This is a genomic window from Streptomyces sp. CB02923 (genome assembly GCF_001905005.1).
Lineage (GTDB): Bacteria > Actinomycetota > Actinomycetes > Streptomycetales > Streptomycetaceae > Streptomyces.
On record NZ_LWKZ01000024.1, the window covers coordinates 1 to 12,591 of the forward strand.

The window sequence follows — 12,591 nt, forward strand, 5'->3', positions numbered from 1 at the left end:
GCACCGTCACCCTCGCAGCACTCATCATCTGGCTCCGCACATGATCCGAGAAACAGCGCCTAGGGCTGTCCCGAGGTGGTCCACTTCTCGATGTTCCAGGGGCCGCTGACGGTTTTGGTGTCGCCGTCGCTGTAGCGCGGCTGTTCGGCGAGGTTGCGCGGGTTGTCCGTGGTCAGGCCCGCACCCTTTTTCTCGGCCGTGTAGAGCGGGTCGAAGGGTGCGAGAAAAGTACGGACGGCCGTGAAAAGAAGTCAGGGGTCTGGCGGAACATCGGCAATTGGTGTGGACTGAAAGGCACTTGATTCCCCTTCTTTCTTCGGTGATCGAAGAAAGAAGGGGAATCGGGCCCAGCATTCCCGCGGTTTTCCGCCGTCCCCGGCCGAAAGGGCACCGCCATGACCGACGCCGAGCCCGGGTCCGCCGCGCACGTCCTCGAACTCGTCGCGACCGGCACCGCCCGCTCGCGCGCCGCCCTCGTACGGGAGTTGGGGCTCGCCGCCTCCACCGTCTCCGCCCGCGTCCAGGAACTGGTCGAGGCCGGACTGCTGACCGAGTCCGGCGAGGGCGCCTCGCGCGGCGGCCGCCGCCCGCGGCTGCTGCGCGTCCCGGACGGCGGCACCGTGGCGCTCGCCGCCGACCTGGGCAGCCACCACATCCGTACCGGCGCGGTGGGCCTGACCGGCACCGGCTTCGACGTCGACGAGTGCGCCTTCGACCTGACGGCCGGCCCGGAACCGGCCGTCGGCCTGCTCGCCGAACGGCTGACCGCGCTGGCCGACCGCCAGCGCGCGGCCGGGCGCACCGTCTGCGGTGTCGGCGTCGGCTTCCCCGGCCCGGTCGACCCCGCGTCGGGCCGGGTCGTCGCGCCGTCCCGGATGCCGGGCTGGCACCTGTACGAGCTGGGCGACCGGCTCGCCGAACGGCTCGGCCTGCCCGTCCTGGTCGACAACGACGCCAACGTGCTGGCCCTGGGCGAGCACCGGGCCGCCCACCCCGGGCTGCGGCACCTCGTGGTGGTCAAGGCGGGCCGCGGCATCGGCTCCGGAGTGATCAGCCACGGCCGGCTCTACCGGGGCGCCCGCGGCTGCGCCGGGGACATCAGCCACGTACGGGTGGACGCCGCCGCCGAACGCCCCTGTTCCTGCGGCAACATCGGCTGCCTGGAGACCGTGGCCGGCGGCGCCGCCATCGCTGCCGCGCTGCGCGGCCAGGGCATCGAGGCGCACTCCGCCACCGACATCCTGCGGCTCGTCGAGGACGGCGAACCGCACGCGACGACCCTGGTGCGGCAGGCCGGGCGGCACATCGGCGCGGTGCTGGGCGTCGTGGTGAACTTCTTCAACCCGGAGGCCGTGGTGCTGGGCGGGGCGCTCGCCTCGGCCGAGCCCCTGGTCGCGGCGGTGCGCGGGGTGCTGTACGAGCGCTGTCTGCCGATGGCGACGAGCGAGCTGTCCATCGTCGCCGCGAGCTGCGGCCCGGACGCGGGGCTGCTCGGCGCCGGACACGCCGCGCTGCGCGAACTGGCGGCCGACGGCGGGCTGCCGGCCCTGCCCGTCTCCCGTACGTAGCTCCCCGAACGACCCCAACAGCCCCAACGGTTCCCACGGCCCCGACGGAAGGTGCACCCCCGCATGCGCATCGCCATCGGCGGCATGGCCATCGAGTCCAGCCAGTTCTGCCCGCACCGCTCGGCCTACGACGACTTCCGCGTCACCCGCGGCGCCGCGCTGCTGGACCGCTACACCTGGACCCGCCCGGACGGTGACCTCGCGGACCGGGTGGAGTGGGTGCCGCTGGTGCACGCGGTGGCGCTGCCGGGCGGGCCCGTCGAGCGGGAGACGTACGACCGGATCACGTCCGAACTCGTCGCGCGCATCCGGGAGGCCGGGCCGCTGGACGGCATGGTCTACGACATCCACGGCGCCATGAGCGTCGTCGGCCTGGACGACGCCGAGGCCGACCTGACCGGCGCCGTACGCGACGCGCTCGGCCCCGACGTCCTGATATCCGCCGCCATGGACCTGCACGGCAACGTCTCACGCCGCCTCGCCGACCGGCTCGACCTGCTCACCGCGCACCGCCTCGCCCCGCACGAGGACGCCTGGGACACCCGCGAGCGGGCCGCCCGCAACCTGGTCGGGCGGCTGGCGTCCGGCAAGGGCCGTCCGTACCGCGCCTGGGTGCAGGTGCCGGTCCTGCTCCCAGGCGAGAAGACCAGCACCCGCCTGGAACCGGCCAAGTCCCTGTACGGCAGGCTCGCTTCGGTCGAGGCGATGGACGGCATCGTGGACGCGGCGGTCTGGGTGGGCTACGCCTGGGCCGACGAGGCGCGCTGCCGGGCCGCGGTCGTGGTGACCGGCGACGACCCGGACCTGACGCTGGAGCAGGCCCGCAGCCTGGCCCGGGAATACTGGGACGTGCGCCGCGACTTCGTCTTCGTCGGCCCGACCGGCGACGCCGACGACTGCATCGCCCGCGCCGCGGCGTCCACCGCCCGCCCGTTCCTGATCAGCGACTCCGGGGACAACCCCACCGCGGGCGGCGCCGGGGACCTCGCGTACCTGCTGCAACGCCTGCTGGCCCACGAGCAGCTGGCATCCGGGCAGGTCACCGCGCTGCACCCGGGCATCACCGACCCGGCCGCCGTGACCGCCTGCTTCGACGCCGGGGTGGGCGCGCGCGTGACCCTGAAGGTCGGCGGGCACGTCAGCGCCGGCACCGGCCCGCACGCCGAGCCGTACGAGCTGACCGGCACGGTGACCGCCCTGGAGGCCCCGGCCGCACCGGCCCCCGGGGCCCCGCGCGGCAACCCGGCGTACGACGGCGGCGGCCGCACCGCCGCCGTCACCCGGGGCGGGGTGACGGCCGTCCTCACCGAGCGGCGCAAGCCCTTCCACACCCGTGCGGACTTCGGCACGCTGGACCCGGCCGCGTACGACATCGTCGCCGTGAAGACCGGCTACCTGGAGCCGGAGCTGCACACGATGGCCGCCGACTGGCTGCTCGCCCTCACCCCCGGCGGCGTGGACCAGGACCTGCTGCGCCTGGGCCACCACCGGGTGGTCCGCCCGCTCTACCCGTTCGACGACGAGGGCTTCGAGGACCCCGATCTGACACCGGTCCTGCTCTGAGACACCGGCTGAGCGGGTGTCTCAGGTTCGAATACTGCCGGGGCCCCTTCGCCACAGGTATGGACATCGCCACCCCGCAGATCGGCATCGGACGTGCCGCCGCTGTCGTCCAGCCGCCCTGCGACACTTCCGCCATCGTCCTCCTCAACCCGCGGATCACCGCCAGCTCCGAAGAGACAGACGAGCAGTGCGAGGGGTGCCTGTCGTTCTTCGACGTGCGGCTCTGGCCCCCGTGCACTGGACATTACGGTGGAAAGCACGACCTTGGCCAGCGAGACCACGACCACCGTTTACGAACGCGGCCTCGCCCGCCTCATCCACCACGAGATCGACCACCTAGACGCGCCGCTGTACACCAACCGCATGCGAGCTGGCGTCGAACCGATGCCCCGGGAAGGAGTACCGCCAGGCTGGCCGAGTATGGACTTACGAGTAGGCCACTACGGCGAACAATTCTGCGATCCGAGGTAGAGACGCCACCTTGGACTTGCCCCTCACCCTCAGGGGCACGAAGAGGCTCAAGGTTTACGTGGGACGACTACCTTGCACACACAGTGACGGTCCCACTACGCTCCCCGCCGAGCGACTCGTTCGATGCCCCCGCGCCATGATGGAGCGGCCCTCTCGGTTGAAACACGAACTATCGGCCGAGCAGCCGAAACCGTCTCGCTGTGCTCCCTCGGGAATGAGGTTCATGACCACCTCGCCCTTCGGGCCGGCTGGTGTGTGGCTCGAACAGCACCAGACGTCCCGGCGCTTACTATTCCGTGGACCGACACGGGTGGAGGTCGGCGGTCAGCATGTCCGCGCTCTCGCTCTGTCCGGCGTACCCACGACCGGACAGCTGGACGCCGACATGCCGATGGCCCCATCGGCTGACCTTGCCGGAGACCTTTTCCGTGTCCGACACCATCACGTTCCCCATTCCTCTCGATCAGGCCCAGGTGTGGCTCGTTGCAGCCGTGCTCCAGCATGCAGCCGAGGAGTGCCACGCGGTCACCCCACCCGAAGCCCCAGCAGATCAGGGCGCGGGGATCACCCTGGGGAGGCTCGCCGCCCACTGGACTGACATCACGGAGCAGGAGCTGCACTGCAGTGTCGTCAACCTGCACGGTGAGCGCCTCTACATGGTCCCCCTCACGCTGGAGGGGTGGTACCAGGTACGCGCGGCACTCAGCGAGCACGCTGCGCAGCTTTCGCGAACTCCAGGGGGCACACCCGCGATCCATGAAAACCGAAGGCGGGCACGTCAGGCGCTCCTTCTCGCGGACCGAATCACGGAGGCAACCAGTGACCGATAAGTCTCTTGACCAGGCCGACAACGCCGAAGACGGCTGGCAGCCAGCACGGTGGACCCTCCCCCGGAGCGCCGCTGTCGACAACCTCGCCTCCGCGCTTTTCGGACGGGGGCTCTCTGAAGGCCCCGTCCGCATTCTGTCGCGAGCAGCAGTGCGCCCAGACGACATGCGGAGGAGACTGGCCGAGGCGGCCGAACTTCGGGTGCAGGGCGGTACTTTGCTAATCGCAGAGACGCGGCTGTGGTCTGCGGCAGTCGTGCCTCATCCAACTAACCCACGGGAGTACGGCCGTAGAAGCTACGCACTGGGTGGGGGCAGAGCCAGCATGTGGGAGTTGCCCGAGCCCAGCTCGGCCTTGGGCGGCGCGGCAGAGCTGGAGATCCGCGTGGAGGAGCCCAACGCACTCGCTCAGCGGCTGGAAGACGCCAAGGAGCGTTTGGTGAGGGAGAATCCCCTCAGCGAGGACATCTGGGTGGAAGGCGTGCTCCAACCACTGACTATTGTTCCGCTGACTGCACATCACCGAAACGGCCATCCTGCGGCACCACTGTTGATCGCCGCAGACGGTTCGAGTCGTATCAGTGCAGTGCATGATCTGCTCGGATATTCACCGTCGAAGGTCGCGTACGAGTGGGGCGGCGATGACCGGAAGTTTCGCAAAGAAGTCAACCGGTGGAACCGACTGGTTCAGAAGCAAGGCTGGGGCGGACTCAGTGAGGAGGAGCAGGCGAGGGTACGCGCCCTAACCATTCCCGCGCGTGTAGTCGTGGGGTTCCGCGCCGACACACGATCGAATCATCGTTTCCACACGGCGGTACGTAACTTCATCGGCTTGACCCACATCCGTCCGCCCAAGCCGTACGGCTCGGCCGTGGAGAACGAGGCGAAGGCCGACGCCGTGCTTGACACATTGGCCCAGCCTACGCGGACCCGCTCCGCTCACATCTCTGCATCGGAAAAACGATGGTTTGCTGGAGTAATCACCGAAGAGGAAGCCCAAGCTGAAGGCTTCAGCCGATATCGCGATGTCCGGGTGGCAGAAATCGTCCGTGCACTGCTAGGTGGCAGGACCGGTACTGCGCGTCGTGTTAACGACGGCATTCGCTCACTGACAGCAAAGCAGCGACCCAAGCATGAGGATCGTGTCGACATCGCTGTCGAGCTGATCCTCCGCCCAGTCCGCACAGAGAAGAACGACTCACCCCAGTTCATTCGACCGCGACGCGCAGTGCTGCAACGGGCATACCGGATGCCCGAAATCAGGGAATCGCTAGCCGATTCGCCACTGGAAGGGTCCGCCGAGGGCTCTCGATCGCTGGAGCGTCTACGGGATGAGTCTCTGGAGGAGGTGGACTCCGGATTCGGTGACAACGGGCGGCTGAGCATCGCACAGACGGAGCTCGCGGTGAAGGCCGCCTACCATATGTCGATCGCGGAACCGATGGGCTTGCAACGTGAAGTGTTCGGCGGATCTGGAGACGAGGACGACCGGAGTCCAGCTGCGGTGCTTCGCGCCATGCTCTCGCGCCGACGCGGCGTACTACAGGCATACGAGGTCGTACGAGCAGGACGGCTTGGTCAGAAGCTGTACGAGGTAGACGACGATGGGGCACTGGTGATCACGGCCGATGGCAAGCCTCGCGAGCTGACCGATGCCCTGGTGCGCCACACCTACAATGGCGAAGCGCTGGCGCGAATGACGACCGGGTACAAAGCTGCAAGTCAGTGCTGGGCCGGGGTTTGCGCAAGCGCCGAGAATTTGAAGAAGTCCTTGGCCAGCATGCAGACAGTCCCCGACCAAGAGGGTGGCGCCAACCTTGTGGACAGGGACGGGTGGGACTCGGAAGAAGTCTCGTCCCTTCGGAGAAAGCTCGACCGTATTGACCGCACGCTCGCAGATTGGGCGGATCGGTATGAAGAACTCAATGAGGCTCAGGAGTCCGAGGAGGAGACGTAGCCCAGGAAGGCAGAGGCAGTGCATGAGCGGATGGCCTGATGCATCTGCGTCGGGAAGGAACGTCATGCCATGCGATGCTGACTAACAGAAACAGCGTCACAGCGGAGCCGGCTTGCGGCGGCGGGCGATCGTGCAGCACCACAGCTGCCAGTGTCGCCGATGGGTTCGAACGGAGGTTGTCATTCGCACAGGCGTGAGCCTCCCGAAGGACTTATCGGCTTGCCCTTCCTAGGGTCACGTCCTGCGTCATCTCAAGGATGGTGCTCACAGGCGCTGACCCGATATCCCTAGCTGGGGACTCCACGCCCTCGCGAACACCATGGGCGAGTGGCCCCGCGGAACGGATTCGGCGCACATGAGGACGAAAAAACCCTACAAACACCTGAGAACTAGGTAGGAGTAATTTCCCGGGCCAGACACACTGCGTCCGACGTTTCCCCAAGTCACGGCTTTGATCAGGAAGACTCCTGAAGCGGGTGCCACAGGTTCGAATCCTGCCGGTAGCACGCTTAAGCAGCAGGTCAGAGGCCCTGTCGCCCACCGAGGGCGACAGGGCCTCTGACTTCCGTCACGGATTCAGCACACATGAGGTGTGCGCCGAGAGTGGGGAGCTGTACCGCGATGCCCGCGAAGGACGAACTGAGCAAGCGCCGCTACGACAACCTCGTCGACCGCTTGGAGACCACTCCGTGGACGGGCGTCTCTTCGTCCACTACGACCGCGAGGTTCCTGATGGAATCAGCCGACTGGCGATGCGCGAAGCCGGCGAGACGATGGACGCTTTCATGCGGCCGTACGTGAACCGGGCTCCGAGGAACAGCTGGTCGGTGTCATGACGCCAAGTGCCGCTCGCTGGTCTGGAGACGCCTGACGGGCCTCCTCCGCACGGATCGAGCACACATCACAGCGCGACACTCTCCAGGGCGTCACCGTGGCTGCAGCCTCGCGTGCCTTCTTGGTCTCGACGACGTTGACGTCCGCGCCGCTGGCGATCGCACCTACCGAGGGCCGTGGTCTACGTCGGCAGCGGCATTCACTACGGCCCCGCACGAAACGCCGGGTTCACTGGTCGGCACGGCGGCCAACTGACCTGCCCACGTCACGACCTGGCCAAGGTGATCGGCGCACAGCCCAACGTGGGGATCAGGCTGAACGAGAAGAGTCGACAGACCGCGGGCTGTACGTTCCGCGGCCCATCCATGGTCAAGGCTGGTGAAGTCGTCGTCGATCCAAGCTGCGGGTGCCTCACCGAGCCAGGCGTCGACATGGTCGCGCTTCCACAGATAGCCGTTGGGGTGGCTGGTGGTGATCTTCAGGCGTGGCAGGTCGACGTGGGGCAGCGGCGGGAGCCCGAGGAGGGGACCGATCATGGTGGTGGCGTCCTGGCGCCAACTGGTGCACCACACCGGGGTGAAGAGCCGGTTCCTCATCAGGTCCGTGAGCATCGGGCCGTGCGCGGGGTTGAGCCAGATGGTGACGGGATCACTGGGGTCACGGCCGGTCGGAAGGACATCGTGGCGAAGGTGTGTCTCCGGGATGGCCCCGTCCTGGCTTGGGAAGGGGATGAGGACTCCGTCGATGTCGAGCAGGAGGTAGGGAAGGCGCATCGGTGCTCCGCGAGGTTGAGTCGGGTCAGTCCTTGCGCGCGGCGATCAGCAAAGTGGTCGGGAAGCTGGTTCGGCGAGGGTCGCGCAGTTCCTGGGCGCACGTGAGCGACAGTCCGGCTCGGGCGAGGTGCTCCGTCCAGCGCTCGGCGTCGAATTCCCACCGGGCGATGGGCTGACGGGTCCGATCGGGCAGGGTCACGTAGTCGCGACGCGGCAGGCTGTCGGCAGAGGGATACCTGCCTGCACGCCTGGGATGGGGTACGGAGAAGGCGAGGGCACCGCCGGGTCGCAGGCGTACGGCGATGGCGGGCAACAGTAGCTGGGGAGCGACGAGGCCGATGGCTCCGAAGACCGAGTAGATCGCGTCGAACCGCTCGCGACTGGCTTGCAGGTAGTGGAGGGCGTGACCGGCAACGAAGCCGGCGCCGGCCAGTCGCCCGTAGTGCGAGCGTGCACGGCGGACCTGCAGGCCGACCAGATCGACTCCGGTGACGCGGGCGCTGCGGCGTGCGGCCAGGTAGGCGACGTTATGGCCGGGGCCGCAGCCGAGTTCCAGTACGCGGCGCTGGCATAGATCACTGCCGAGTACCTCGGCGCCGGGGCCGAGCCCTGGGGCGGTGGCCCATTCCATGCGCGGCGGCGCGGCCAGTGGCGCGGCGGGTCCGGCGGCGGCGCGCTGGAGGGCGTGGGTGTGCCAGGGGGTGGCTTGGGCGAGCACCTAGACCTCCAGTAGTTGGAGGACGCCGGTGAGGTGGCGGCGGACGACGTTGATGTAGGCGGGGTCGGCGGCCGGATCGTTGATCCATCGGATGGACTGCTCCATGAACCACTCGACCGCCCACATCCGGTGCCAGCCCAGCGCCCACTTTTCGGCGGCCAGGCCCCCTCGCTCGGCCAGTGCGTCGGGGGCGCCGCCCTCGTTGACGTACGACTCGATGAAGTCGCGCAGGCGAGCTGGGTCAGGTGCGTCGAGGGTGCCGTCCCAGCTGGCTAGGTCGAGCAGTCCGGGGCCGGTGAAGGCGCGGGCGAAGTCCAGCAGCCGCCAGCCGCGTTTCCCGATGTGGAGGCTGGTGGGGTGGAATTCGGAGTGCACCCAGCCGAAGGGCTCCACCGTGGTGCCCTGGGCACGGGCATCGGCTGCCTGGGCAATCTGGTCGAGTGCGTGCTTGATGTCTTCGGTGTCCTGCCAGCGATCGGCCTTGCGGAGCTGGTCGAGGTGGTCCAAGGCGCGGCTCGGCAAGGCGCCCAGTGCTTCCGCGTCAAGCATGGACAGTGCGGAGGCGGCCCGGGTGCGGTGGAGGACGACTGCCGCGGCGGCACCGTCGAGGCTGTCCGCGTCGTGGATGGGGGTGCCGAGGTCCTCCAGGAGCATGCCGAGCCAGCCGCCGATCCTCGCGGAGGCATGGATATGGGGCACGGGGATTCCGAGGGTGCGGGCCAGCCGCAGCGCCTGGTCCTCGCTGTCGAAGGGCCTCCTGGCGTACTTGTAGATGGCCGTACTGCCGTCGGGGAAGGTCAGGCGCTCGACACCCGACATGGACCACACCCGCACCTCATCACGCTTGGGGGCGGGCCGCCCGGTGAGAGTGCAGAGGTCGGCGAGGAGTTCGGCGTTGAAGTTCTCGTCCATGCGTGGGGGCTCCCTTGCGGTGTGGTGGCGTCCGGGGCGGGCGAGTGGGGCCGGCCCGCCCCGGAGCCTGCTGGGTGTTACGCGGCTCGGATCACGCGGTGGGCGTAGACCTGCTCGATCCAGCCGGCCTTGAAGGCGGCCAGGTCTTCGCGGAAGGTGGCCATCGACGCACCGTAGGGCGCGATGACGCCGCCGGACTGGTCCGGCACGGACTGGCAGCCGTGCACGAGCCGTCCGCCCAGGGCGGCGTGAGCCTTGATGGACTCGATGCGGCGGTGTTCGTTGAACCAGCCGCCGTGGTAGACCTCGTCGAGCGTGCTGCCCATCTCGTCGTCCAGGTCGAAGACGACGGAGGTGGCGGCGGGGAAGAACCAGCACGGTCCGACGTTGGAGATGTGTCCGTCCAGCTCCACCTTGTTGAGGGCCATCAGCGTCGCCGCCTGCCTCAGCATCCCCAGATGCTCGGCGGTGATCTTCGGCAGGCCGAGCCCGTCGAGGTGCTCGTCGCGGAACAGGTACGCGTACACCTCGTACGCGGTGGCCAGGACACGGCCCGCGTCGGAGGTGGACGCGCTGTGGGCCTTGATGAAGTCCAGCGCAAGCTGCTCGACCGCACTTTCCGTGGTCTCGTTCGCTTCCAGAAGCTGGGACTTGACCAGCTCCCAGCCGGCGATGAGCCATGTGCTGGACTCGAAGCGGAAGAAGTACTCGGCCGGGTCGATGGTGATGCGCCGGCCGTGGACCTGAATGCCTGGCAGGCGGCTCCAGCGCGGATCGAACGCCTCGGGGAGTTCGACCGTGATGGTCGTCGTGTCGATGGTGGTCACCGGTGTCTCCGTCTCTGATCGGCCGGGGCCGGGCACAGGAATGCCCGAGCCGGATCGGCGCGTACGGAACTGTGGGGTGCCGCCCGGACAAGCGGGGAGCCTGGACCGGTCGAGCCGTTCCGGGCGGCTGCTGATAAGTGAACCTGCCGTCACGCACAGTGGGTACGGTGGAGGAAAGGCCAAGCGGTATACGCGGTTTACAGCCTCGGATCGGGGAAGGTCGTGGCGGCACTCAACCAGCCCAACGTCCGTCTGCGCGAAGCCATCGCCGCGTCCGGCCATACCTATGAAGCGCTGGCGAGGGGCGTACGCCGGGTAGCGGCGGAGAACGGCGAGATCATCCACACCAACAAGTCGGCCGTATCCCACTGGGTGAAGGGCACGCGGAAGCCGTCCGGACGGACCGGGCAGTACCTGGCCGAAGCACTCTCCCGTCGCGCCGCCCGCACCATCACCCTCGCCGAGATCGGCCTGCGCGATCCGGAGACCGCCATCGCGGAGGACTCCGACCCCGTCATCACCGCCACTGACCTGGGCCGGGCCGACGTCGAACGACGCCGCTTCCTGGCCGTGGCCGCCTTCACCACGGCAGGCGTCGCCATGCCGCTGGCGTACGACCAGGAAGCCACCTCCCGCCTCCTGCGCGCCCGCACCCGAAGATCGCTGGTCGGGGCGGAGGACATCGAGGTTGTCCGCCAGATCACAGCCGCCTTCAGCGCGGCCGACGAGCGACTGGGTGGTGGTCACGGCCTGACCACCGTCACCGCCTACCTCGCCGACACCGCCGCCCCTGTTCTCCGGGCCCGCTTCACTTCCGACGCTTTACGCCGCAACGCTTTCGGCGCCGTCGCCGAACTGGCCTACCTCGCGGGCTGGAAGCATCACGACCTCGGCCAAGAGGGCGCCGCCCAGCGCTACTACCAGGTCGGGTACCAGCTCGCCTGCGAGGCCGACCCGCACGGCCACGCCGCCTGGATGATGCGCGCCCTCGCCCACCAGGCCCTCAGCCTCAAGCAGCCCCACCACTGCGTCGACCTCGTCGAAGGCGCCCTGTCCCGCGGACTCGGCCACATCGACAGCCAGACCGAGGCCCTGCTCCACATCACCCACGCACGCGCCTTCGCCGCCACCGACGAGCATTCCGCGGCAGCCCGCGCCCTGCTCGCCGCCGAGGACGCCCTGCTCCGGGAAGACGGCCCTCAGCCCAGCTTCTCCCTCGTCAGCGGCCCGGCCGCCGGCACCGTGGCCAGCCACACCGCCCGCACGCTCACCGACCTCGCCGATCACGTCGGCACCGAGCAGCAGCACCGCGACGCCCTGGTTCGCTGGGACCCCAAGAAGTACAAGCGCGTCCACGCCCTCACCCACGCCGACCTAGGCGACAGCCTCGCCGCACAAGCTCGCGCCGACGAAGCGGTCGCAGCCTGGACACAAGCCCTCACCCTGATGGAAGGCGTGACCTCAGACCGCACCCGCAAAGCGATCACCTCCATCCGATCGACACTCGCGGTCTACCAACGGCGCAAAGTGCCCGGCGCCATCGAACTCGCCCGCCGCGCCCGAGAAGCGCTGTCCTAACATTCCGATCAACCCGGCCGACGAAGGGACCAGGACCGCCATGGCTCAGCCAAAGACCGACGACCAGCCCAAAGCCCTCAAGCCCGCCCTCGACTCCATGACCCTCCTGGTCGCCGCCGTCATCGTCCACGACCAGGCCACCCACCGCGTCGTCCTCCTCCAGCGCAGCCAGAACGCCAAGTTCGCCCAAGGCATGTGGGACCTCCCCGTCGGCAAGAGCGAACCCGGCGAGCCCATCACCGAGACCGCGGTGCGCGAGCTGTACGAGGAGACGGGCCTGACCGTGAAGCCCGAGTCGTTGAAGGTCGCCCACATCATCCACGGCGCCTGGGGCGTCGAAGCCCCCAACGGCTTCCTCACCGTCGTTTTTGCCGCGCACGAATGGACCGGCGAACCCGAAAACCGCGAACCCCACAAGCACGCCCAAGTCCGGTGGGTCGACGCCGACGCCGTCCCCGAGGAGTTCGTCGAAACGACCGCAAGTGCCCTTGACCGGTACCTGACTGGTGGATCTCAGGTATCGCTGGATGGCTGGAAGTAGGCAGTCCCGTCCGCCTTACTGA

Annotated in this window: 11 protein-coding genes and 1 pseudogene; 8 read left to right on the forward strand and 4 right to left on the reverse strand. The window is 68.5% G+C overall.

What is annotated here, in order from left to right:
- The first annotated feature begins 395 nt into the window (after positions 1-395).
- From A6A06_RS23450 to A6A06_RS42000, 6 genes and pseudogenes are all read left to right on the forward strand, one after another.
- Complete coding sequence (locus tag A6A06_RS23450) at positions 396-1,568, forward strand: ROK family transcriptional regulator (RefSeq protein ID WP_073763336.1); 1,173 nt, start codon at positions 396-398, stop codon at positions 1,566-1,568.
- A gap of 63 nt (positions 1,569-1,631) precedes the next feature.
- Positions 1,632-3,131: a M81 family metallopeptidase gene (locus A6A06_RS23455; protein WP_073763337.1), complete on the forward strand. Its 1,500-nt coding sequence runs from the start codon at positions 1,632-1,634 to the stop codon at positions 3,129-3,131.
- A gap of 59 nt (positions 3,132-3,190) precedes the next feature.
- Positions 3,191-3,292 (forward strand): annotated as a pseudogene (locus A6A06_RS43565) (peptide deformylase); the annotation flags it as partial.
- An 88-nt stretch (positions 3,293-3,380) separates the two neighbouring features.
- Positions 3,381-3,602 carry a hypothetical protein gene (locus A6A06_RS43570; protein WP_274535888.1) on the forward strand — a complete coding sequence of 74 codons (222 nt, stop codon included), beginning with the start codon at positions 3,381-3,383 and terminating at the stop codon, positions 3,600-3,602.
- Between the two features lie 428 nt (positions 3,603-4,030).
- Positions 4,031-4,432: a hypothetical protein gene (locus A6A06_RS23465; protein WP_073763338.1), complete on the forward strand. Its 402-nt coding sequence runs from the start codon at positions 4,031-4,033 to the stop codon at positions 4,430-4,432.
- Between the two features lie 382 nt (positions 4,433-4,814).
- Positions 4,815-6,386: a hypothetical protein gene (locus A6A06_RS42000; protein WP_199931107.1), complete on the forward strand. Its 1,572-nt coding sequence runs from the start codon at positions 4,815-4,817 to the stop codon at positions 6,384-6,386.
- A gap of 998 nt (positions 6,387-7,384) precedes the next feature.
- Here A6A06_RS42000 and A6A06_RS23475 read toward each other — a convergent pair.
- The 4 genes from A6A06_RS23475 to A6A06_RS23490 form a co-directional block, all read right to left on the reverse strand.
- The gene (locus A6A06_RS23475; RefSeq protein WP_073763340.1) at positions 7,385-7,993 is read right to left on the reverse strand and encodes an HAD domain-containing protein; all 609 of its coding nucleotides are present in this window, start codon (positions 7,991-7,993) and stop codon (positions 7,385-7,387) included.
- A 25-nt stretch (positions 7,994-8,018) separates the two neighbouring features.
- Positions 8,019-8,711: a class I SAM-dependent methyltransferase gene (locus A6A06_RS23480; RefSeq protein ID WP_073763341.1), complete on the reverse strand. Its 693-nt coding sequence runs from the start codon at positions 8,709-8,711 to the stop codon at positions 8,019-8,021.
- Positions 8,712-9,623, reverse strand: a complete 912-nt coding sequence (locus A6A06_RS23485) for a phosphotransferase family protein (RefSeq protein ID WP_073763342.1) — start codon at positions 9,621-9,623, stop codon at positions 8,712-8,714.
- 77 nt (positions 9,624-9,700) lie between these two features.
- Entirely contained in the window at positions 9,701-10,450 is a 750-nt protein-coding gene (locus A6A06_RS23490) for a hypothetical protein (protein ID WP_073763343.1), read from the reverse strand.
- Between the two features lie 222 nt (positions 10,451-10,672).
- On the opposite strand from A6A06_RS23490, the gene A6A06_RS23495 reads away from it, so the two are divergent.
- Both A6A06_RS23495 and A6A06_RS23500 read left to right on the forward strand, forming a co-directional pair.
- Complete coding sequence (locus tag A6A06_RS23495) at positions 10,673-12,028, forward strand: helix-turn-helix domain-containing protein (RefSeq protein WP_073763344.1); 1,356 nt, start codon at positions 10,673-10,675, stop codon at positions 12,026-12,028.
- A 40-nt stretch (positions 12,029-12,068) separates the two neighbouring features.
- Entirely contained in the window at positions 12,069-12,569 is a 501-nt protein-coding gene (locus A6A06_RS23500; RefSeq protein ID WP_073763345.1) for an NUDIX domain-containing protein, read from the forward strand.
- Positions 12,570-12,591 lie beyond the last annotated feature (22 nt).

Coding starts and splice junctions, on each gene's coding strand:
- A6A06_RS23450 (WP_073763336.1), top strand. CDS start 396: ATGACCGACGCCGAGCCCGGGTCCGCCGCGCACGTCCTCGAACTCGTC.
- A6A06_RS23455 (WP_073763337.1), top strand. CDS start 1,632: ATGCGCATCGCCATCGGCGGCATGGCCATCGAGTCCAGCCAGTTCTGC.
- A6A06_RS23475 (WP_073763340.1), bottom strand. CDS start 7,993: ATGCGCCTTCCCTACCTCCTGCTCGACATCGACGGAGTCCTCATCCCC.
- A6A06_RS23485 (WP_073763342.1), bottom strand. CDS start 9,623: ATGGACGAGAACTTCAACGCCGAACTCCTCGCCGACCTCTGCACTCTC.
- A6A06_RS23500 (WP_073763345.1), top strand. CDS start 12,069: ATGGCTCAGCCAAAGACCGACGACCAGCCCAAAGCCCTCAAGCCCGCC.